Genomic DNA, 23537 nt, shown 5'->3' with positions numbered 1-23537 from the left:
TCGTCAGGCCAGCAGCCGGGCCAGGCCGGTGACGGAAAGGATGCCGGCCACGTAGGGCTGGGCGCCGGTCAAGGTCAGCGGGACGTCGGCCACCGCGGCCGCCGACGCCGCGTCGACCAGCACCGCGACCCCGGCCGCGTCCAGCAGGGGTACGCCCGACAGGTCGACCACGACCGGGCCGGCGCCGGCCCGGCTGATCGTGTGCCGCAGCCCGATCCGCATCCGCTCGGCCGTGTCCCGGTCGACCTCGCCCCGGACCCGGGCGACCACCGCCTGCGGCTCGCGGATCGTCTCGACCTGCAGGGGGTGACGCTCGCAGCGCCCCTCGGCCCCCTCCCAGCGGGGCGGGTTGTCGCTCAGCATCGCCTCCCGCAGCCAGGTCAGGGCCCGGCTGAGCAGGCGCGACACGTGCATCTGGGAGATGCCCAGCTCGGCCGCGATCTCGGCCTGGGTGCGGTTGCCGTAGAAGCGCATCGCCAGCATGCGGCGCTCGCGGGGAGGCAGCCGCAGCAGCAGGTCGCCCACGGTCACCTTGTCGTCGACCAGTTCGAGCTCGCTGTCGACCCCGCCGATCAGGTCACCGAACTCGACGGCGCCGTCACCGCCACCGACCGGCGCGTTCAGCGACGAGGGCGAGTACCCGGCCGAGGACTCCTGCGCCTCGAGCACGGACGCGACCGGGACGCCCAGCCGCCCGGCGATCTCGGCGGCCGTCGGTGTCCGGGAAAGAACGCTGGTCAGGACCATGGTGGCGTGCCCGACCTCGAGGCTGAGATCCTGCACCCGGCGAGGCACGTGGACACCCCACGTCTTGTCCCGGAAGTGGCGCTTGATCTCGCCCGAGATGGTGATGACGGCGTACGCCGTGAAAGAGCCCCGGTCCGGGTCGTAGCGATCGATCGCCTTGACCAGACCGAGTCGCGCCACCTGCTCGATGTCCTCGAAGGTCTCGCCGCGACCGCGGTAGCGCCGGGCCAACCGGCCCGCGAACGGAAGACACAGGCGGGTGAGGCTGTCGCGGAGCGCGGCCCGCGCGGCCGGCCCGGAGGTGGCGGCGCGCTCGGAGTAGGCCAGCGCGGCGGCGTCGAGATCCTCGAGACCGCCCTCAGTGGTGGGCGTGGCCGCCCGCTCGAGCAGGCCCCGCTCGGCCGAGGATTGCGGGAAGATGCTCTCGGACATCGGCACTCCCATCAGCGACCCCGCCCCGGGTTTCGACCGGACGCTGCGCATGTCGGACGACCGAGGCCTCCCTTCGGTACCCTACTTCCCTGTCCGATCAGCGCTCAAACTTCTCGGCCGGAGGCACCGGGAATTCACCGTTCGGGGCGGTCTCCGTCGGTGAGCGGCTTGTTGAGCTGGCCCATGTTGGGCGCTTCGAGCTTGGGCCGCGGGGTCCGTGGCCCGGCCTCGCCCGGCCCGGCGTTGGCGGCCGGCGGCGGTGTGCCCTGATGCCCGGCGGCGGGGGGACGGTTGGCCTGCCCGAGGCCCGGAGCCTCCAGCGGCGGACGCCCCGGCTCGGCCAGGGCGGCGCGGGGCGCGGAGTTCTGATCGGGCGCGGTATCACCGAAGTGGGCCGAACTGTTGCCGAGACCAGGGAGTACGGCCGGCGCCTGAGCCGGACGACCGGGCAGACCGGACGGCTCCGCACCGGCCGAGCTGGACGGTGCGCTCGGCGCTTGCCCAGAGTACCCGGGAGCCCGCCCGAGCCCCGACGGCTCCTGCTCGCCCCCGGCCCCCGGCCCAGTAGCACCCGGACCCGCCGGCCCGCCGGACGCCCCGGGTCCGTTCGACGTCGCCGGACCGCCCGGCGCAGCGAGACCGCCAGGGGTCGCAGGACCGCCCGGCGCGATGAGACCGCCGGGTGTCGCAGGGCCGCCCGGCGCGGCGAGGCCGCCAGGGGTCGCAGGACGGCCCGCGAGCCCACTGTGGTCCGCGGGCGCGGCCTGGCCCGCGAAAGCACCCGCTGCCGTCCCGCCACCCGGGCCTCCGGCGCCGCCCGTCGCCGACCGGTCGTCCGCGGCTCCTGGTACGCCCGGGGCCGCGCCGGTGACCGGCCGGCGGCCGAGCAGGCCGGACAGCTCCTGGCCGGCGGTCATACCGGAGAGGCCGCCCTCGGAAGCGGAAGCCGGGGACGGCGCCGAAGCCGGACCGCCGCCGGGGTGAGCCCCCAGACCGGAAGGCTCATGTCCGGACGGGACTGCGGGCTGAGTCTGATTCGGTTCCCGGGCCGCGGGCGACGACGGCAGAGCCACCGGCTGCGGCATCGGAGCCTCGGCCACCGGCTCCGGGGTCACGGGCCCGGCGATGGGCGTGGGCTCCGGCGGCCCGGCGAGAGGCGAGACCGGAGTCCGGGGCCGCCCCGAGACCTCCGCGGGCGGCGCGGCCGGGCCACCCGGCATCCCACCCGGAGCCCGCGGCGCAACCGGCCGAGCCGGAACGAACTTGGGCGCATCGAGCGGACGACTCTGATGCCAGTTCGGCGGCAGGGGCGGTGCCGGTTTCCGCTGGGCCGGCGCCTCCTCCGTGCCCGCGCTCTTCCCCGCACCGGGTGCCCCGTCAACACCCGGCGCCTGCCCGGCACCCGAAGCTGTGTCTGAGGTCAGACCCGAGTTGGGGTCGTGTGGTTCGTCCGCCGTGTCGCGGAAGCTCATGGCGAGCCGCGGGCCGCTCGGTTCCTCTTGAGAGGGTCGCTGGGTGCTCTCGTCGGCCGGTTTCACCGGCGGGAGAACGCTTGTGCGGTCGGGCAAACCGGAGCCCTCGCTCGATATTGCGGCCGCGGATCCATGCGTTGGCGGCATGGGAGACGGGAAACCATTCCCCGGCGGCATGGGAGAGTTCGAGTCAGGCGCCGACCGCATCGCGGACGGTAAGCCATGCTCCGGAGGCATCGGAGACGCGAACTCATGCGCCGACAGCATGGCCGGAGATAATCCATGCTCCGAAGGCATCTCAGGGGCTGAGCCATGCCTGGACCGCATGGGAGCGGGCGTAGCGGCCGAAGGCGGCGCCGTCGGCGAATCGGGCGCGGTCGGCGCCGGGAAGACCGGGGAGACGAAAGAGATGTCGACCGGCGCCTCACGGCCGGCCTCCCGGTAGCCGGGGCCGACCGACGGGCCGTCGTCGTCCGGGGCGGCGCGGCGGGCCATGTACTCGGACCTCGCCGGCTCGCCCTCGGCAGAGATCTCGATGGGTGACCCGAAGGCCAGCGGCGACCCGAAGGCGGTCGGCGACGGCGGCTCGGCAGCAGGCCCGAAAGCGATGGGAGACGTGAACGCGGCCGACGAGTCCGAGCCGCTCGACGAATCGAAGGCGGATCCGAACGCCGTCGGCGGCTTGAGACCCTCCGCCGAACCGGATGCCGTCGATGATTCGAACGCGGATCCGAAGGCTTTCGGTGGCTCGGGGCTCTCCGCCGAGCCGGGGAGCGGTGATTCGAGCGCGTCCGCGGATCCGAACGCTGTGAGCGGCCGGTCGCCCCGGGAACCGAACGCCGCCGACAACCCTCCCCCGATGGAGTAGGGCCGCTCATCCTGCGCGGAGTCAAGCGGGTGAGCCCCCGTGGAACCGCCAAGGCCATCGGCCGGATCGAAGTCGCCGAGACCGAGACCGCCGGCCGGGCCGAAAGCCGCGGACCCGAGACCACCCGAACCCGGGGAAGCATCGGCGCCGAACGTCGCCGCCGGGTCGAAGGGCGGCAGCGGGGCCATCTCCCCGTACGGCTCCCCCAGACCGCGCCGGGACGCGGCCACCAGGCCCGACTCCTCGGCCAGGCCGGCCGCCGTCACGACCTCGGCCGCCGACTGACCGGTCGCGCAGGGCAACCGCTCGCCACAGGCGGGACAGGTGGTCAGCCCGTCGCCGGGGCCACGTCCGCCCGCGTGCGCGGCCAGCACTTCGCGGGCCGTGCGGGCCAGGATGCTGTCCGGATCCACGAAGGCTCTCGTCGGTGCCACGTCAGCCGCCCCCAAATTCCGCGGCGGGGCGAGCGCCTCGCCGACACGGAACCAGTTGACCGCCGATCGGTGGCGATTCGCGGGGTTTTCAGCATTTCGGCGACGCAGGTGACAAACGAGCAAGAAGCTGAGGCGAGCGGCATTCACTCACGGTGCTCACCAGTTAACTCTCCGTACGATATGAGAATCCCTCAGGAGGTGCCCCCCATGGATGACCTCGACCTGCACCGCGAGCAGATCCTCCGGCATGTCGGACCCATCATCACCGGCCGCTTCGCCGGCTTCCTGACCTCGTACACCCGGGAAGTACGGATCGGTCAGCCCCTGCTCATGGCCGTTTTTCTCACTTCGGGCGTGTTCCACATGCTCGGCGCGATGCTGCGCATGAAGGCGAGCCGCCGCAGTTTCAAGGAGCTCAAGAAAGGGCCCGAGTTCCTGGTGACGCCCGTGCGGCTGCGCGACGACCTGGGCCAGACCTACGAGGTCGAGATGCACGGTCAGCTACCCCAGTCGGCCCTGCGCCGCGGCGACCTCGTGCAGGTCACGACCGCCCCGCAGCGGGACGCGACCCTCCCCGTCCGGCTCGTGCGGGTGGTCAATCTGACCACCATGCAGCCGCTGACCCCGCGGATCCCGACGATGTGGTCGCACCTGGGTCCGGCCCTGCTGCTGCAAGCAGTGTTCGGCGTCATCGTGGTCGCCGTGCTGTTGGCCGTTCTGTTCAGCTAGAGCAGCTCGAGCGGCACCGCCGTGGCCAGGGCGAGCATGCCGTCGTCGTTCGGGTGCAGGTGGTCGCCGCCGTCGTAGCGCGGGTTCAACCGCAGCGGCTGCAACGGATCCCGCAGCGTACGGTCGAAATCGGCCACCCCGTCGAAGGCGCCGCCCCCACCGGCCCGGATCCACGCGTTGACCCGCAGCCGCACCCGGTCGGCGGCCGGCGTGTACGAGTGGTAGCCCTGCCACGGCGTGATCGTGCCCGCGATCACCCGCAACCCCTCGGCCCGGGCCCGCGCGGCCAGCCCGGCCAGGCCACCCGCGATCCGGGCCGGGTCGGTCTGCCGCGGCGCCTGCATGATGTCGTTGATGCCGGCCAGCAGGATCACCGTGCGGGCGCCCGAGCGTTCCAGCACGTCCTCGGCGAAGCGGGACTGCCCGGACCGCCCGGCCACAGCGGTGATCCGGTAGTGGGGGTGGCGCGCGTCGAGCAGGATCCGGTTGCCGCTGATGCCCGCGTTGGCCACGCCGTAGTCCGGTTCGGGGGCGTCGGCCAGCCGGGCCGCCAGCAGGTCGGTCCAGCGCCGGTTGCGGCCCGGGGACGAGGCGGCCCCGTTGGTGATCGAGTCGCCGAACGCGACGATCGTGCCGGGGGCGCCGGTCACCTCGACCGCGGTCACGTAGAACCAGGCCCAGACGCCCTGCCGGAACGAGCGGCCGGTCTCGTCGCCGGCCCGGTCGGCGGGGCCGGGGCTGACCATCGAGCGTTGCTTGGGCTCGGCGTGCAGGGTGGCGGCTTTCGGGCGTACGGGGGTCCAGACGCTCACCAGCAGGTCGGCGTCGGCCGGCACGGCCAGGGGCACGGCGTCGCTGAGCACGTCCCCGCCGGGCGGCACGGTCACCTGGCCGCGGCCGCCGAACCCGGCCTCGCGCATCGAGCCCGGGACCGCCGTACCGTCGCTGGGGTCCTGGAAACCGTCGCGGCGGCCGCCGGCGTGGGCCGAGAGCGCGATCGTCACCCGCCCGAAGCGCACCGGTTCGACGCCGAACCGGTTGCTGAGCCGGACCCGCACCTTCGGCCCGCCGATCGTCGTGTGGACCACGTTGCGCACCGTGTGCCCGGGCGGCCGGCCCCGCCCGGCCGACGAGGGCGCGGCCGACCACGCGGTGGACCAGCCCGGCCGGGCCGGGAAGGCGGCCGTGGGCGCCACCGCGGCCTGGGCCGAAGCCTGCGGGGAGGGCACGCCGGCCCGCAGCGGGCCGAGGGCCGCCCACGAGACCGTCAGGACCGTGGCCAGCACCGAGGCCACCACGACACCGATCAGCAACCGCCGCACGTTCAAGATCTTGCCCTCCCGAAGGTGCAGATCCGCGTGAAATCCGCTGCGGAGGGGTACCGCATCGGACGTGCCCGCCGGTCACACCATCCACCGCATTCCCGCCGTTGGAGAAGGACAGGGCGTGCGATCTCATGCTTTGGTGTCGTCTGGCGTGGCCGCCGGTCGTGTGTGAATGTGTGGGCAGGGCAGAGAGGTGGTGCGCCGTGGGCGAGGACGTCGATCAGGCCAACTTCACCCGTGAGGACCGCGCCAGGTACAGGCACAAGATTCGCCGCAGCCTGGATGTTTTCGCGGCCATGTTGCGCGAGTCCCGCTTCGATTTCGAACGGCCGCTCACCGGCATGGAGATCGAGCTGAATCTGGTCGACGAGAACTGCGACCCGGCGATGCGCAATTCCGAGGTGCTGGGCGCGATCGCCGACCCCGACTTCCAGACCGAGCTCGGGCAGTTCAACATCGAGATAAACGTTCCGCCGCGGCGCCTGGCCGGTGACGAGAACGCCGATCTCGAACGCAGCCTGCGGGCCAGTCTCAACAACGCCGAGAAGCATTCCCGTACGGTCGGCGCGCACACGGTGATGATCGGGATCCTGCCGACGTTGCGGCGCGAGCACATGACCGACGACGCGCTCTCGGCCAATCCCCGTTACAAACTGCTGAACGAGCAGATCTTCGCGGCCCGGGGCGAGGACCTCGACATCCGGATCGACGGCGTGGACCGGCTGGCCGTCACCACCGACACGATCGCCCCCGAGTCGGCCTGCACCAGCACCCAGTTCCATCTGCAGGTCAGCCCGGCCCAGTTCGCCGCGTACTGGAACGCGGCCCAGGTCATCGCCGGGATTCAGGTGGCGCTGGGCGCGAACTCGCCGGTGCTGTTCGGGCGCGAGCTGTGGCGCGAGACGCGCATCCCCCTGTTCGAACAGGCCACGGACACCCGGTCGGAAGAGATCCGGGCCCAGGGCGTACGCCCGCGGGTGTGGTTCGGTGAACGCTGGATCACCAGTGTCTTCGACCTGTTCGAGGAGAACGTCCGCTACTTCCCGGCCCTGCTGCCGATCTGCGACGAGTTCGACCCGGCCGAGATCCTGGAGCGGGGCGAGGTGCCCGAGCTGAGCGAGCTGCGGCTGCACAACGGCACCGTCTACCGCTGGAACCGGCCGATCTACGACGTCGTCAAGGGCCGCCCGCACCTGCGCGTGGAGAACAGGGTGCTGCCGGCCGGACCGACCGTTGTGGACACGATGGCCAACGCCGCCTTCTACTACGGGCTGATCCGCACGCTGGCCGAAGCCGAACGTCCGCTGTGGACGCAGATGAGTTTCAGCGCGGCCGAGGAGAATTTCCACACCTGCGCCCGGCACGGCATCGACGCCACCGTGTTCTGGCCCGGCCTGGGCTACATCCAGGTCACCGAGCTGGTGCTGCGCCGGCTGCTGCCGATGGCCCACCAGGGGCTCGAGCGGTGGGGTGTCTCGCAGGCCGAACGCGACCGGCTGCTCGGCATCATCGAGCAGCGCTGCCTGACCCACCGCAACGGCGCGGCCTGGCAGGTGCAGACCCTGCACGCCCTGGAGGCCGACGGTGTCGACCGCCAGGGCGCCCTGCACGAGATGTTGCGGCGCTACCTGCCGCTCATGCACGAGAACCTCCCCGTGCACGAGTGGCCCTACCCGTCCTGAGCGTCGCCGGCCCGGCGGCGGTGCCGCGCGACGTGCACGGCGGGCGCCCGCCCGGCGGTCGCGATCGCGCCCGGCCGCCGCATCGACAGCAGCATGGTCACACCGGCCACGATCATCAGCAGTGACGTGAGCAGCGCGCCCGCGATGCCCGGGCCGGTCTTGGGCAGGTCGCCGCCCTTGTCGTCGTCGTTGTCCCCGTCGTCCCCGCCGCCGTCACCGTTGTCGCTGTCGGCCTTGGCCGTCAACTTGAGCGGGACCTCGACCGTGTTGTCGGTCGAGTTACCGTCGGCGCTGCTCGTGCTCACGGTCACCCGCATCGGCTGGACACCGGACTTGGTGCTGCCCGACGCGTCGATGGTCAGCCAGAGCTCGCTGCCCTCGAGGGCGGCCTGGTCGGGCGCCTCGCACAGCACCGCGTTGGCGGCCTCGCCGCCCCCGAGGGGCATGCAGGTCGCGGCCACGGTGTTGGTCTCGGCCGCCGCGGCCAGCGACTCGGCCGAACCGGTCTCGAGCAGGATCGCGGCCGAACGCACGACCACACCGGCCGGCGGGCGCACGGTGAACCGCACGTTGTCGGCGGTCTCGGTGCCGTCGTTGGTGTAGGGCACCCGGATCACGACCGCCGCGCCCGGGGTCAGCGTCACGGCCGGCTTGCCGTACTCGACCGCGAGGTTCACCTTGTGGCGGGCCACCGGGATGCTCGGGATGGCCACGTCGGCGTCGCCGCCGCACGCGCCGTCCGGCTCCGGGGTGGTGCTGAGCGCCTGGTCGACGCAGCCACCGGTGAGCGTCTCACCGCCCTTGAGGTCGAGGCTGACCGTCATCGGCAGCTGGATGGTGCGCGAGGCGCCCGCGGCCAGCGAGAGGGTGCAGACCACCGTGCGGGCCGAGCTTCCGGCCACACAACCGCTGGGCAGCGTGCCGGCGACGGCGCCGTCGGGCAGGCGGATCGTGGCCACGTACGGGTCGGCGGCGCCGGGCCCGGCGTTGGACAGCGTGACCGGCAGGACCGTGGTCTGGCCGGGCGCGGGCGCCGTCACCGACGGGCTGCCGACCGTCACCGCGACCGAGTACGGCGCGGCGGTGGTGCTGACCAGCAGACCGGAGGTGGTCAGCTTGTCATCCGCGTCGTCCGGGTCGCTCAGCGTGATGCCGTTGGCCCGCCAGGCCGCGGTGCCCGACGCGGTCGCCGCGACGTCGATGCTGAGCGCGAGCGCCTTGGGCTCTCCCGCCGCCAGGTCGATCCCGGTGCAGGTGATCGCCGTCTGACCCACGGCACAGGTGGCGCCGTCGACCGAGGCCGCGGTGACGCTGAACCCGGTGGGCAGGCCGCTCAGCGGCACGGTCAGGGTCAGCCCGGTGAAGGCGGTGGTGGCCGAGAACCGGACGAGCGCCGTTCCCGACTCGCCGGCCGGTACCACCGCGCCGTCCAGGGTCAGCGTCCCGGTCTCGCTGATCGACGAGTTGACCGGGGTGTCGTCGATCGAGACGTCCAGGCTGTCGCCGCAGGTTCGGTTGCCGTCGGCCGAGACGCAGCCGCCGGTCAGCTTGTCGCCGTCCTTGACCCCGGCCGAGACCTGCAGCGGCACCGTCCACGAGGTCGTCGCCCCCGCGGCCAGGTCGTAGGTGCAGGTGAGCACGCTGGCGCTGGTGACCGTGCAGGCCGTGGCGGCGGGGCCGGACAGCGGGCCGAAGCTGGTGTTGTTCGGCGCGATCAGGGTGGCCGTCCTCCGCGTCGCGTCGGACGGGCCGGCGTTGGTGACCGCGACGGTCAGCGACGTGGTCTCGCCCGGCTTGACGGTGCGGCTGGGCGTGGTCGGCCTGAACGTGACCGCCGCGACCGGCTCACCCGCGCTGATCAGCTGGGCCGCGCCACCGGTGACGGTCTCGCCGGCCGCGGTCACCGTGATTCCGGTGGCCTGCCAGCTCGGCGTCCCGGTGACGCTCGGGGCCACGCTGGTCGTCACCGTGACGGCCGTGTTGGCCCCGGTAGCCAGGTTGACGCCCGTGCAACGGATCTCGGTGGCGCCGTTGGTGCAGGTCGAGCCCTGCGGCCCGCTCACGCCGGTCACCGTGAAGCCGGCCGGCTTGGCCGCCAGCGGAATGGTGACGGTCGCGTTGGTGACCGCGCCGGTGGCGGTGATCCGCAGGACGCCCGACCCGCTGCGACCGGGCACGACCGTGACCGGGGCCCCGGCGATCTGCAGCTTGCCGCTGAGCGGCGTCGACAGCGTGATCGACGGGATCGAGTAGTCGGACGGCGAGCAGGTGGTGCCCACAGTGGAGCGGACACAGCCGCCGGTCACCGGGTTGGCCGCGCTGACGGTCGGGTCGACCGCGATGGCGATCGGCACCGACGTCCGCCCGTTGCCGGCCACGTTGACCGTGCAGTTGAGCTGTTTGTCGGTCACCCGCGTACAGGCGCTCGCGGCCGGGCCGGTCAGCGCCGGGAAGGTGGTGCCGGTCGGGGCGAGCACGGTGTACGTGAGACCGGTGGCCTGCGACGGGCCCTCGTTGACGACCACCAGGGTCAGGGTGGCGGTGCCGCCGGGCAGCACGGTGCCCGAGACCGGCACGCTGACCGTCAGCTTCGGGTCGGTGCGCGGGGCGCCGATCGTCGCCGCGGCCGAGACGGTCTGCTCGGTCGACTGGGAACCCTGCGAGACCAGCACCTTCGGCGACCACGTGCCGGCCGGGGCGTTGCCCGCGACCAGGGTGGTGAGCACGACGTCGGCCGTGCCGCCGCTCGTGACGCCGACGTTGGTGCAGGTCACCGCCTTGTCGCCGATGGCGCAGGAGCCGGCGTCGCTGCGGACCTGCACGACCTGCAGGCCGCTGGGCAGTGTGTCGGTCGGGATGGTGACGGTCAGGCCGTTCTTGGCCTGGGTCGAGGCCACGGTCACGGTCACCGTGCCGGTGACGCCGGGCGTCAGCGTCGCGCCGCCGCCGGTGGGCGTGCGGACGGTCAGGGCCTGGTCGAGCGTCGCCGTCAGCGCGATCGGCGGCAGCACGGGCTCGCCCGCCCCACACGTGTTGTCCCGGTTGAAGTCGACGCAGCCTCCCGTGACCGGCGTGTTCGGATTGGCGTTGGCCGGGATCTGGATCGGTAGCGACCACGAGACCGGCGCCGAGGCCCCCGCGGGCAGGTTGACGACACAGTCCATGAGGGAGCTGCCGACCGCGGTGCAGCCCGCGGGCAGGGGTGAGCCGAACGTCGTGCCGGTCGGAGCCTTCACCCGTACGGAGGCATTGGTCAGATCCGAGAAGCCGGTGTTGTCGAGCGTGCCGGTGATCGTGGCCGTGCTCCCCGGCGCGACCGGCGTCGACGGCGCGCTCATCGTGTAGGTGACCCGCGGCACCGGCGCCAGCGTGCGCAGTAGTTCCCCGTTGCTCTGACTGGTGCCGCCCGTGCCGTTGCTGAGCGTGGCCGTCGGCGACCAGGAGACCCTGGCCGGCGTGCGTGAGACCGGGTGCAGGCGTACGTCGACCAGCCGCTGATCGGGTCCGGCCGCCGCCACGGTGATGCCGCTGCAGGTGATCTCGCTGTTGTTCACCGTGCAGGGCGCGCCGGTCGGGCTGCTGGCGCCCGCGATCTCGAGGTCGGCCGGCTTGCCGGCCAACGGCACGGTCACGGTCAGGCCGTTCAGCGCGCGGTCGGTGGTGACGGTGACGTACCCGCTCTCGATCGCCCCCGGCACGACGTCGGCCCGGGTGAAGCCCAGCTGGGCCTGGTCGGCGAACGGCTTGCCCAGGGTGAACTCGATCTTCGTGTCGCAGGTGGTGCCGCCGGGCACGTCCACGCAGCCCCCGGCCACCGCGGCGCCCGAGCCGGCCGTGCTCGCGACCTTCACCTTGAGGCGGAACTGGGCCTTGGCCCCGGCCGCGAGGGCCGAGCGGCAGGTGATCTGGGTAACCGAGTCGGCCGTGCAGTAATCGGCCGCCGTCGTGCCGGCCAGGTCGAAGGTCGTGCCGGCGGGCGCGGTGAACGTGGCCGTCGCGTTCGGGTTGTCGGAGACGCTGTTGTTGTTCATCGTGACCTGGATGTCGGCCGTCCCGCCCGGCAGCACCGTGCCCGACGCGGGCAGGACCAGGTCGACCGAGGTGTCCGAGGTCGGTGCGCTGACCGTGAAGACCAGCGGGTGCAGCGCGACCGAGTCCTTGCCGGGGTCGGTCAGGGTGACGGTGGGACGCCAGGTGCTGTCGGGCAGGGTGGCCGAGCCCGTCGTGAAGTCGACGGCGAGCTGGGTCGGGCCGGTGTCCGGGAAGTTGGTCGCCGGGCAGGTCGCCGTGCCGGCCGCGATGGCGCAGGTGCGGCCACCGAGCCGGACGGCGGTGACGTCCACCCCGGCCGGCAGGTCGGCCAGGCTCACGGTCACGCCCAGGTTGGGCCGTACCTCGGCCGCGGTCAGGTTCACGGTCGCGGTGCCGCTCTGGCCGGGCGCCGGGGTCGCTGTCGTGATGGCGCCGGTGCCGACGACGGTGCCGAGCGGCTTGCGCAGGGTGAACGAGCCGATCGAGCCGTCGCAGGTGGGTGTGGAGTCGAGGTCGACACAGCCGCCGGCGATGGGCGTGGCCGGGTTGGCGTTGGCCGGGATGACGACCGGGACGGTCCAGGTGGCCCGGGGGCCGACGGCGGACACGTCGACCCGGCAGTTGAGCGTGGTCGGCGTGGTGCGCGTGCAGTCGGCCGGCAGCGGCGTGCCGAAGGTGGTGCCGGCCGGGGCGGTGATGACCACCGGCGCCTTGATCGTGGCCGACGTGAGGTTGGTGACCGGGTTGTTGGTGACCTGGACGGTCAGCGGCACGGTGTCGCCCGGGAGCACGCCGTTGTTGCCGGGCACGCCGCTCACGGCCACGCTCAGGTCGTACGGCACCGGGCCGACCAGCGCGAGCTGGCTGTTCGTGGTGGTGGTCGCGCCGCCGCGTCCGGTCAGCTTGACCCCGGCGTCCCAGATGTCGCCGTCGGCCGCGTTGGTCGTGGTGACGGTCAGCTGGATCGTCTTCGAGCCGGCCGGCAGGGCCAGCCCCGTGCAGGTGATGTCGTTCGTGTTCACCGTGCAGCCGCTGTCGGCGCCGATGGTCCAGCCGGTGGCGGGCGCGGTGATCGGGATCGACACGTCGACGTTCTGGACCTTGGTCGAGGTGATGATCACGTCGGCCGTCTTGGTGTCGGCCGGTGAGGACAGCTGGGCCCGGTTCACGCGGACCGTGACCTCCTGGTCGAAGCGGGTGGTCAGCGGAATGGCGGGCAGGTCGACGTCGGGCGGGGTGGTGCAGACGCCGTTGTCGTTGCGGTCGAAGCAGCCGCCGGTGATCGTGCCGGTCGGGCGTACGGTCGGGTCGACGACGATCGGCACGGCGAAGGTCGGTGCCGTCACTCCGGCGGCGATGGTGGCCGTGCAGCTCAGCCGGGTGTTGGCCGGGTCGGCCGTGCACCCCGCCGGCAGCGGCGTGCCGAAGGTGACCCCGGCCGGCGCGACCAGGCTGAACTTGGTGTTGAGCCCGTCGGACGTGCCCTCGTTCTTGAGAGTGACCGGGATGCTGCCGGTGCCGCCGGGCTCGACCGCGCTGACGGCGCCGAAGGTCGGCGTGAGGGTGACCTGCGGGACGCCGGTGACGGCGAGCGGCCGGACGCCGGTCAGCGTGACCGGGCCCGTGCTGTCCTGGATCTTGATGTTGGCGGCGGTGGCGGTGACGCCCGCGGCGACGCCGGCGCCGGCCGCGACCGGGATGGTGATGTCCTGCGAGGCGCCCTTGGCCAGGTTGCCCAGGGTGCAGGTCACCGTGGAGCCGGTGACGGCGCAGGTCGGGCTGCCCGGGTTGATCGACCCGAGCGTGAGCCCGGCGCCGAGGGTCAGCGGGATCTCGATCGAGAAGCCGGACAGGGCGCCGTTCTCCGCGGTGACCCGCACGGTGGCGTCGCCGCTGTCGCCGGGCGTGACCGTCACCGGGGTGACGCTGACCGCGGCGCGACGGTCGACCGGGGCCCGCAGCGTGATGCTCGGGATGTTCGCGTCGCAGCCGGGCGTGCCGTCGTAGTCGACACAGCCGCCGCCGATGCTGGTGAACAGGTCGGCGTTGGCCGGGATGACGACCGGTAGGGCCAGGGCGGCGCTCGCGTTGGGGTCGGCGGCCACGTTCACGGTGCACTGGACGCGGGTGGCCACGAGGGCCTGGCAGGCGGCGGGCAGGGTGGCCACATCGAAGGTGGTGCCGGTCGGCGCGGTCACGATGACCGTGCGGTTCTTGGCGTCCGAGAAGCCGGAGTTGGTGACGGACACGTTCACGGTCGCGGTGTCACCGGGATTGAGCGTCCCGGTCGACGGGACCGTGGCCACGGCGGACAGGGTCGGCTGGGCCGCCCCGATCACGGCCAGCGGGCCGCCGGCGGTGGCGTTCTGGCCGCCGCCGGTGATCGTGAAGGCGGGCGTCCAGGTGGCCGGGTCGGCGTTGGCCGCCGCCTTCAGGGTCAGGGTGATCTCGGCGTTGTGGCCGGGGCCGGTCAGGTCGACGTCCCCGCAGTTGAAGGTGCCGTTGGCGATCGGGTTGCAGGAAAGGCCGCCGGGCGCGGTCACCGCCGTGACCTGCAGACCGGCGGGGACCGCGGTCGCGGTCGAGACCACGAGGTCACTGATGTCGGCGCCGGAGGTCAGCGTCAGCTTCGCTGTCTTGGTGACCGGGTCGCCCGGGACGACCGTGGCCGGGGTGGTGGTGACGACCAGGCGGCCCTGCAGCGGCACGTCGACCGGGATCGGCGGGAAGGTGCCGTCGGCCGCGGTGCAGATGCCGTTGCGGTCGAGGTCGACGCAGCCGCCGGTCAGGTCGGCCCCGGCCTGGACGTTGGCGCTGACCTCGATCGGGAAGGTGAAGGTGGTCGCGGGCGCGGCCGCCGTCTGGTCGAAGGTGCAGGTGGCGCTCTTGCCGCCGCTCGCCACCGGGCAGCCGGCGGGGCCCGGGGCGGTGAAGGTGGCCCCGGCCGGAGCGATCACGGTGACCTTGGCGCCCAGGGCGTCCGAAGGGCCGGTGTTGTCCACGACGACCCCGACGGTGCCGGTGCCGCCGGGCAGGATCGGCGTGTTCGGGACGGTGACGGTCGCCGTCACCCGGTTGACGGGGTCGCCGATGCGGGCCAGCGCCTGGTCGGCCGCGGTGACCGTGCCGGCCGTGATCGCCGCCGCGATGCCGGACACGGTCCAGGTGGCGGGGACGGCGTTGGCCGCGGCCACCAGGTTCACGTTGATCTCCTGGGGCGTGCCCGGGTTGATCGTCGGGATGGTGCAGGTCGCGACATCGTTGCTGATCGGGCAGGTGCCGCCGCCGGTCAGCGTCACCGTGGTGACCGTGAGGCCGGTGGGACGCGGGGTCAGCGGGATGGTGACCACGGTGCCGGTGAGCGGGGCCCGGGTCGCCGAGACGCGCAGCTTGGCCGGCACGGGGTCGTTCAGGGTCACCGTGCCGCCCGGGGTCACCGTGCCGCCCGGCGTCACGATGACGGTGTCCGAGGCGAAGCCGACCTGGGCCGCGGCCGGCACCTTGAGGGTGATCGGCGGGATCGTGGCGTCGTTGACGCCGCAACCCGGGTAGCCGTCGAGGTTGACGCAACTGCCGCTGATCGCCTTGTCCGGATCGGCGTTCGCGGCCACCTTGAGCGGCAGCGTGAGCTGGGCGGTGGCGGCGTTGACGGCCAGGGTCGTGGTGCAGGTGAGCAGGTTCTTGTCGGCGTTGACGGTGCAGATGCCCGGCAGGTTCTGGTCGTCGAAGGTGGCGCCGGTCGGGGCGGCGACCGTGAACGAGGCGCCGGTGGCCAGCGACGGGCCCTTATTGGTCACGGTGACGAGCACGTTGGCGGTGCCGCCGGGCTCGATCGTGCCGGCTGTGGGCACCCCGACGACGGCCTCGAGCTTGTAGGCCGGGACGCCGGTGGTGGCCAGCGCGCCGGAGGTCGTCACGCTCTCGCCCCCGGTCTCGGTGGCGATGGCCGCCGTCCACGTCTGGGTGGCAGTGGCCGAGGCCGCGACCTGGACGGTGAGCTGGATGTCCTTGGGGGTGTTGGCGGCCAGGGGCACGCCGGTGCAGACGATCGCCGAGGCGCCGGTGATGTCACAGGTACCGCCGGGCACGGTGGCCGCGGTCACCGAGAAGCCCGTGGGCAGGACGGCCTTGGGCACGGTGATCTTGACATCGGTCTCGGCCTGGGTCGAGGTCAGGGTGATCTTGCCGATCCCGCTGCTGCCCGGGGTGACGGTGGCCGGCGTGGCCAGCACGGTGAGCCGGTCGGCCAGCTTGGCCCGCAGCGTGATGCTGGGCAGCGTCGTATCGGCCGATCCGCCACAGGTGGTGTCGTTGTCCAGGCTCACGCAACCGCCGCCGAGCGGGGTCGAGGCGTCCGCGGTAGCCGACACCAGCAGCGGCAGGTCGAGCGAGAGGATCGGGTCGTCCGGCTTCTGCGTCACCGTGCAGCGCACCGCCGTATTGGCGGCGTAGTTCCCGGGCGGCGGCGGGGTCGAGGCGGGGGTGACGAGCTGGCAAGCACTGCCGACGGCACCGGTGAGCGGGCCGAACGTCGTGCTCTGCGGGGCGACCACCACGAACGGCACGGTCACGGCGTCGGACGGGCCTTGGTTGTCGATGTCGACCGTCATCGTGGTCGACTGCCCCGGGCTGACCGTACGGACGGCCGGGCCTCGGGCGGCGGCCGCGAGGTTGGCCCGGACCACGGCGTTGACCAGGGTGCCGGTGGCGGTGCCGGTCGAGTCGCCGGCGACCGCTGTGACCGCCCCGGTCCAGTCACCGGTGTTGGCGGTGACGTTGGAGGCGAGGGTGACCGGGACGGTCAGGGTCACGCTGCCCGGGGTGCCGCCGGTCATCTTCGGGACGGTGACGCCGGTGCACTTGAGCACCCCGGCGGTCACGGTGCAGGTGCCGCCGCCGGCCGTGATCCCGGCCGTGTCGATCGTGTAGCCGGTCGGCACCGCGGGGAACGTGACGGTGGCCGAGCCGGGCTGGATGCCGACGTTGGTGATCTTGACGGTGGCGTTGACCTTGGCCCCGCCGGGGGTGCCGGCGACCGGGGTGATCGACACACCGTTGTCGATGTTGACGTCCGGGTCGCTGACGGTCGCCACCCGGCCGTAGCCGGTGATCGTCTTGTTGTTCAGCGTGGTCGTGATATTGGCCAGGTCCCATGTCGTACCGGGTGGGGTGGACACCGTCGCGGCGGTGTTCAGGGTGATGGTCACGTCCTGGCCGGCGCCGACGGCGACATTGCTGCATACGACGTTGGAGGAGTCGGTGACGCAGGTGCCGCTGGTCGACGTGGCCGAGTTGACCTTGACTCCGGCCGGGGCGTTCCCGATCGGGATGGTGACCGTGGCGCCGTCCGCGTCCGACGGTCCGGCATTGGTGATCTTCACTGTGGCCGGGGCCGTCTTGCCGGCGGCCAGAGCGGCCGGGGTCACCGTGATCGTGCCACCCGTGGTGGTGCGGGGCAGGGCCGTCGCGAGGGCGGTGCCACCACCGTTGATGGTCATGCTGACCGTGTCGGCCGCAGCGATCGGGGTGCTCTGGGCAGTGATGGAGTTCGCTGCCGGTGCCCACGCCGGGGCGGCGGCGGTAGCGGTCGACTTCAATGTGACCGGCAGCGAGACCTTGGCCGTGCCCCCACCGGGAACAGTGACGCCCGTACATACGATGAAGCTCGCGTTGCCGTCCTTGTCGCACGTGCCGCCGCCGGTCACGGTCGGGGCGCCGAGCGTGTAGTAGGTCGCGTTGGGCTTCGGGATCCGGATGGTCGTGTTCGGCGCGGCCACGTCCCCGGTGTTACTGACCGTGACGGTCGGCGTGCCGGACTGGCCGGGCGCCACCGAGGTGCCGGCGCTCGTGACGGCGCCCAGCTTGACGTTGCCGCGGCAGATCGACTCACCGATCACCACGTTGCCGCCGGCGACCACACCCAGGGCGCTCAGCAGCTTGAGGTCGATGGCCCGGACCGTATAGGCCAGCGCGCCGGTGCTCGTGTTCCAGGTCGCGTCCTGGTAGTCGATCGTGGCCGTGAGCACCCCGTTGATGCCGATCGTGCCGTCGGCCCGCACTGTGACCGGCGCCCCCAGCAGCTTGAGGTTGGCCGTCGTGACCGTCCGGCTGATCTCGGTGCTCGTCATCAGACAGGTCGAGCCGACCGCGTCGGCGCTGATCGTGCTGGTCAGCAGGTTCAGGCCGGCGACTCTTCCCTCGGCCGTGGCGCCGTCCCCCGACGGGCCTCCGCTGGTCGACACGACGCCGGTGGTGGCCACGTTCGGGATGTTGGCACTGAGCAGCGTGTTGCTGACCGCCGTCCCGCCGTTCCAGTTGGCCGTGGCCGGCGTAGTCACGTTGACCGGCAGACCCAGCACGGTCAGGCCCACCCGCAGAGCGTTGGCCGTGGTGGTGACGGACGTGGCCGCGTAGGCGGCCCCAGGGCTCCAGACCAGCGTGAGCGCCATGACGGCGACCACCAGGAGAGCCAGCTGCTTGACCGGAATACGCCTGTGGAAGAGCACGAGTCGATTTTCACGGCGTCCGGAGCGATAAGTCCTTCGTTCGCCGAATGTCTCGCCATTTCTTTCAGACAACTGCCAGCAATTAGCGTTTCCCCTCTCGTAACATCCGCCCCAGCAGCCCCGCCCGTGACCCCCGAATATCAAATTCGGCCCGCCGGCCCGCCGATTCCTCAGTGGAACGCGCCGGCCGCGCGCGAGCACGCCGCGGGCCACCTCAAAAACGCCTCCGGACGTTGCGCCGCAACGGTTTTCGCCGTCAGTCGATCGGCATCGACCACGCCCGATGCGGGCCGTTTCAGCCGCGACCAGCCGGCCCGAGCGAGCAAAAATGGCCGCTTGACGTACGTATTCCGCTGTTTACCAGAGGAAAGCGCACGTCGATATGCTTGATACGTCTGACTTAAACAGAGGTATTGCTACGAGAATTGCCATACGATCGATCCCGGAACCCTCCGTCAGCGCCTTGAACAGGCAGCATCGCCCGGCAGGAACCCCGGCACGGCGGGACCGCCGCCCACGAGCGGATCTCTAGCAACGGGCCCCCGGAGGGGCGGCGGACACGCATCTCGCGAAAGGCTGGACACACACGATCGCCGGGGCGCCGGACACGCAGTTCCGGGGCGCCGGACACGCAACTCCGAGGCGGCGGACACGCACCTCGCAGGGTCGCCAGTCGTGTCAAGGGCAACGGTGATCGCCCGCATAGAGCCTGCCGATCGGCCGCGCCTGACATCGACAACTCCCGAAGGGTCTGGGCCTAGCCGCCCGCCCTCGACCCCGCCGCGGATGACCACACAGTTCCAGGGACCCACCCGGACGAGAGGCGTTCCGGCCTCACGAACACGGGCACCTCAGCGAGCTCGTACCGGCACAGTCATCGATGGCGGCACAGCCCTGCTCGCGACATGGACCGGGGCGGGCCAAAGACGGCGCGGGCCTCTGGGAGTTCAGGCTCTCCCGAGCCGCGCCGTTCGAGATGACCGCGCCATAGATGACCGATGAGCGGATTCCGAATGAGACGCACATCGAAGGCAATGAGCACCGATCGAGCAAGGCGCGGCCCGGCCGGTGCCACGACCGATCCGCCGCCGGCCGAGGCCGCACGACCACGCCCCTCCTCCACCGCTACGGAAGGTGATGTTCGCGTGTGAACCCGCATCCCGCCGGCGGATGCCGATCCCCACATCTCGAATCGACAGGCGGAGATTTCAGCTGGAGCCACCCCATCGACGGCCGGGCATGACGCCCCGGTCGCCGCCGGCACCACTTGAGAACGATCCGTGCCGACGGCGGCCCGAGACGCCGACGACGGCCTTCTATTCAGCGCGTCATCGTGAACAACGCAGCCCACAGACAGTCAACGATGCATGGACGCGCTCGTAGGCGCGTCCGAACGACTGCCTTTCCCGACGGTCATCTTGAAGCGGTAAACGTTGACGTCAATATTGATTCAGTCAACATGAAGCCGACCGAGACGGAGCGCGGTCCATGCCACCGGCTCTCGCTGCAATCGATACTCGACACCATCCAGCACCAGCTCGATCTTGTCGCGCCACCACGCGCTGGGCCGCCCGGGTGACCCCACCGCCGCCCGCGTGACATCGGCGTACGCCACTGCGACGGCCTCCCCGCCGACCGCCGCCGCATCCACGAGCCGCAATGTCGGATCGCGCCCCGTCGGCCCCCCGGCAACCCCCGGCACGGGTGCGTCCAGAGCCTCGACCGTGAGATGCGAGTCGATTGCCATGTCGCCCACCGTAGCGATGACGAGCGCCGCGGACCGCACGTCACACCCGAGTTCCGCCATCAGGTAGGCAGTGATCTCCGTCGACAGCCGGGCCATCGACGGCGGGGTGCCGGCCATCGACGGCGGGGTGCCGGCCATCGTCCGCAGCCGCCGCGCCAGCCCCGGGCGTCGCCTCCAACATCGCCCATATCGCCCAGGCGCAAGCCATCACGTAGACCCGCCACGGACCCTCGGCCACCGGCCTGACCGCCCGGCTGATGGCACCATGCTCGCCCCGCTGCCGGCGCACCCGCGCCGCCGGGTGGCATCTGGCCCCGTCAACCCCGCAGGAAGGCCCCCAGGGCCTCGTTGAAGGCGGCCGGCTGCTCCAGATTGGGCAGGTGCGCGGCCCCTTCGACGACCACCAGGGTCGACCCGGGGATCAGGGCGTGCATCTCTTCGGCGTCGGCGACCGGGGTGAACTCGTCGTCGCGGCCCACCACGATCAGCGTGGGCACGGTGACCGTGGTCAGCAGGTCGCGGTAGTCGGGGCGCTCGGCCCGGCCGCGCAGGGCGGCGGCGGCCCCGGCGGCGGGGGCGCTCGCCATCATCGTCATGACGTGCGCGGCCACGGCCGGCATCGCCTCGACGTTGTAGGGCGCGATCATCTTGGCCAGATTCTCCCGGGCGTACCCGATCATGCCCTCGGCCTCGAGGCGGTCGGCCGTCGTCCGCCGGTGGGCCTGCGCCTCCGGGGTGTCGGCGCGGGGGAACGTGTCGGCCAGCAGCAGGGCCCGGATGCGGTCCGGGAACTGGTGGTAGCACTCCATGACGATCTGCCCGCCCATCGACAGGCCGCCCAGCACCACCTCGTCCAGGCCCAGGTGGTCGAGCAGACCGGCCACGTCCTCGGCGAACACCGGCAACGGCGTCCTGCCTCCGACGACCGTGGTCGAGCCGTAGCCGCGCAGGTCGGCCGTGATGAAACGGCCGGTCAGGCTCGTCACCTGCGGGTCCCACATCGAGCGGTCGAACGGGTGCCCGTGCACCAGCACGACCGGCGGGCCCGCGCCCGTGTCGTCGTAGCCGATCGTGATGCCGTTGATCTCCGCGGTGCTCATGTGATCGACGCTAGTGAAGAGGTGGCTCCTCGGAACGGGCCAATCCGGCGGTCGCGGATCGCGCGATCGCCACGGTCACGTCGCCGTAATTGTGCTTGGCCAGCAGCAGTGAACCGGTGGGTCCGACCGCGCTCAGGGCGGCCGCCTCGGCGACGCTTGGCGTGCCGACCGCCTGGGCCACGGTCCGGCTCGGGTTGGGCACGTCCTGGCGGGCCAGGTCGGCGGAAGCGAACGCCAGCAAGCGCCAGCCAAGATCAACGGCCAGGTCCCGTACGCCCGGATCGCCGGCCCGGCGGTCGGCCGTGGCCAGCACGGTCACGTCGGCGACGCTCAACCCGGCCGTGGCCAGCCCCGCGTCGACCGCCGCGCGGAGGGCCGCCGCCGCCACCCCGGGCCGGGCTCCGATCCCCACCGCCACGACCGGGCCCGAACCGGCGCCGGCACCATCACCAGCACGGGTGCCGGCACCGATCCGGAAGCCGGTCACAGGCCGGCGAGCAACCGCGTCGCGAAGCCCGGGTTGCCCGCCCAGTGCAGGTGCAGGTATGAGGCCTGCACGGTGTCCGTGGCGAAGCCCTCGGGGTCGGCCCCCCGCCACGCCCAGGCGGCGCCACCGGCCGGGGACAGCAGCAGACCCGAGCGCGGATGCACGGTCGTCCGGTGGAATTCGTGCCCGGTCACCCGGGTGCCGGCGGGCGCGAGCGGGCTGTCGGTGAGCGCCACCGCGTCGCGATAGCCCAGGGTCAGCGTCGGGGTCATGGCCGCCTCGGCGTCGATCACCCCGCACATCGGGGCGCCGTCGAGGCTCCGGCACAGCCACAGCAGGCCCGCGCACTCGGCCACGATCCGGCCGCCCGACGAGGCCAGCGCGGCCACCGAGGCCCGCAGCCCGGCGTTGGCCGACAACTCCGACGCGTACACCTCGGGGAAGCCGCCGCCGACGACCAGCGCCCGGGTGCCGGCGGGCAGCGCCTCGTCACGCAGCGGATCGACAGTCACCACGTCGGCGCCCGCTCCGGCCAGCAGCTCGGCGGTCTCGGCGTACGCGAATGAGAAGGCGGGCCCACCGGCCAGCGCCACCACCGGACGCCCGGCCACCGGTTCCGCCGCCGCCGGTGACCACGGCTCGGCGGCCAGCGGCGGGGCCGAGCGGGCGATCGCCATCACCTCGGCCAGGTCGACCGACGACTCGATCAGCGCGGCCAGCGCGTCGACCGACTCCCGGGCCTCGGCCCGGCGCTCGGCCGCCGGCACCAGCCCGAGGTGGCGGGACGGCGCGGCCACGGCGTCGGCCCGGCGCAGCGCCCCGAGCACGGGCGTGCCGACCTCCTCGCAGGCCTCGCGCAGGATCGTCTCGTGCCGGTCCGAACCGACCCGGTTCAGGATCACCCCGGCCATCCGCACGCTGCCGAAACTGCGGAACCCGTGCACGAGCGCGGCGATCGACCGGCCCTGGGCGGCCGCGTCCACGACCAGGATCACCGGCGCGTCGAGCAGCCCGGCGACCTGGGCCGTGGACCCGGTCTCGCCGGCGCCGGTCCGACCGTCGTACAAACCCATGACGCCCTCGATGACGGCCAGGGCCGCGCCCTGCGAGCCGTGCGCGAACAGCGGCCCGATCAGGTCCTCGCCGACCAGCACCGGGTCGAGGTTGCGACCGGGCCGCCCCGCGGCCAACGCGTGATAACCGGGGTCGATGTAGTCCGGCCCGACCTTGAACGGCGCCACCGGCAGGCCCCGGCGGGCGAACGCGGCCAGCAGCCCGGTCGCCACCGTCGTCTTGCCGTGACCGGACGCGGGCGCGCCGATCACGACGCGCGGCATGCTCACCATTCGATGCCCGGCTGACCCTTGCGGCCCGCGTCCATCGGGTGCTTGACCTTCGTCATCTCGGTGACCAGGTCGGCCGCCTCGAGCAGGGCCGGCGCCGCGTCGCGCCCGGTGATCACGACGTGCTGCGTGCCCGGCCGCGCGGCCAGCGTGGCCACCACGTCGTCGACGTCGACCCAACCCCACTTCATCGGGTACGTGAACTCGTCGAGCACATAGAACTTGTGCGTCTCGGCGGCCAGGTCCCGTTTGATCTGTTCCCAGCCCTCGGCCGCCTCGGCCGCGTGGTCGCGTTCGGTGCCGGCGCGCTGGATCCATGACCAGCCCTCGCCCATCTTGTGCCAGGTCACCGGCGCGCCCCCGGTGGCGCCGAGCGCCTTGAGCGCGGTCTCCTCGCCGACCCGCCACTTCTCCGACTTCACGAACTGGAACACGCCGATCGGCCAGCCCGCGCTCCAGGCCCGCAACGCCATCCCGAACGCGGCCGTCGACTTGCCCTTGCCGTGCCCGGTGTGTACGGCCAGCACGGCCTGCCGCCGGCGCTGCCGGGTGGTGAGACCGTCATCCGGTACGGTCGTGACTTTTCCCTGCGGCATCAGGCGGCCCGCCCTAGGCTCTCGAGCGGCATCAGAA

The 23537-nt window shown here is 72.4% G+C and carries 11 protein-coding genes; 3 read left to right on the top strand and 8 right to left on the bottom strand.

Annotated elements, in window-relative coordinates:
* Positions 1-3: 3 nt before the first annotated feature.
* On the bottom strand, positions 4-1179 hold the full coding sequence (locus M1L60_RS05420) for a SigB/SigF/SigG family RNA polymerase sigma factor (RefSeq protein ID WP_253236165.1): 1176 nt from the start codon (positions 1177-1179) through the stop codon (positions 4-6).
* A gap of 1965 nt (positions 1180-3144) precedes the next feature.
* On the opposite strand from M1L60_RS05420, the gene M1L60_RS05415 reads away from it, so the two are divergent.
* Both M1L60_RS05415 and M1L60_RS05410 read left to right on the top strand, forming a co-directional pair.
* Complete coding sequence (locus M1L60_RS05415) at positions 3145-3519, top strand: hypothetical protein (RefSeq protein ID WP_253236164.1); 375 nt, start codon at positions 3145-3147, stop codon at positions 3517-3519.
* Between the two features lie 641 nt (positions 3520-4160).
* Positions 4161-4682: a hypothetical protein gene (locus M1L60_RS05410; RefSeq protein WP_253236163.1), complete on the top strand. Its 522-nt coding sequence runs from the start codon at positions 4161-4163 to the stop codon at positions 4680-4682.
* Here M1L60_RS05410 and M1L60_RS05405 read toward each other — a convergent pair.
* On the bottom strand, positions 4679-6004 hold the full coding sequence (locus M1L60_RS05405; RefSeq protein ID WP_253236162.1) for a GDSL-type esterase/lipase family protein: 1326 nt from the start codon (positions 6002-6004) through the stop codon (positions 4679-4681). The genes M1L60_RS05410 and M1L60_RS05405 overlap by 4 nt on opposite strands.
* Before the next feature lie 206 nt (positions 6005-6210).
* On the opposite strand from M1L60_RS05405, the gene M1L60_RS05400 reads away from it, so the two are divergent.
* Positions 6211-7689 carry a glutamate-cysteine ligase family protein gene (locus M1L60_RS05400; RefSeq protein WP_253236161.1) on the top strand — a complete coding sequence of 493 codons (1479 nt, stop codon included), beginning with the start codon at positions 6211-6213 and terminating at the stop codon, positions 7687-7689.
* On the opposite strand, the gene M1L60_RS05395 is transcribed toward M1L60_RS05400, so the two are convergent.
* The 6 genes from M1L60_RS05395 to cobO all read right to left on the bottom strand — a co-directional run bounded on the left by M1L60_RS05395 (position 7677) and on the right by cobO (position 23500).
* Positions 7677-18227, bottom strand: a complete 10551-nt coding sequence (locus M1L60_RS05395) for a hypothetical protein (protein WP_253236160.1) — start codon at positions 18225-18227, stop codon at positions 7677-7679. The genes M1L60_RS05400 and M1L60_RS05395 overlap by 13 nt on opposite strands.
* 1450 nt (positions 18228-19677) lie before the next feature.
* Positions 19678-20112: a hypothetical protein gene (locus tag M1L60_RS05390; protein WP_253236159.1), complete on the bottom strand. Its 435-nt coding sequence runs from the start codon at positions 20110-20112 to the stop codon at positions 19678-19680.
* A gap of 179 nt (positions 20113-20291) precedes the next feature.
* The gene (locus tag M1L60_RS05385; protein WP_253236158.1) at positions 20292-21074 is read right to left on the bottom strand and encodes an alpha/beta fold hydrolase; all 783 of its coding nucleotides are present in this window, start codon (positions 21072-21074) and stop codon (positions 20292-20294) included.
* Between the two features lie 10 nt (positions 21075-21084).
* Positions 21085-21486 (bottom strand): cobalamin biosynthesis protein, encoded by a 402-nt coding sequence (locus tag M1L60_RS05380; RefSeq protein WP_253236157.1) that lies wholly within the window; start codon positions 21484-21486, stop codon positions 21085-21087.
* 71 nt (positions 21487-21557) lie between these two features.
* Positions 21558-22907 (bottom strand): cobyrinic acid a,c-diamide synthase CobB, encoded by a 1350-nt coding sequence (locus tag M1L60_RS05375; RefSeq protein ID WP_253236156.1) that lies wholly within the window; start codon positions 22905-22907, stop codon positions 21558-21560.
* On the bottom strand, positions 22901-23500 hold the full coding sequence (gene cobO, locus M1L60_RS05370) for a cob(I)yrinic acid a,c-diamide adenosyltransferase (RefSeq protein ID WP_253236155.1): 600 nt from the start codon (positions 23498-23500) through the stop codon (positions 22901-22903). The genes M1L60_RS05375 and cobO overlap by 7 nt, the downstream gene beginning before the upstream one ends.
* Positions 23501-23537: the final 37 nt, after the last annotated feature.

Origin of the sequence: Paractinoplanes aksuensis (assembly GCF_024137025.1) — a bacterium.
Lineage (GTDB): Bacteria > Actinomycetota > Actinomycetes > Mycobacteriales > Micromonosporaceae > Actinoplanes > Actinoplanes aksuensis.
The sequence above is the reverse complement of the archived record's forward strand: the minus strand, read 5'-3'. Positions and strand labels throughout refer to the sequence as shown.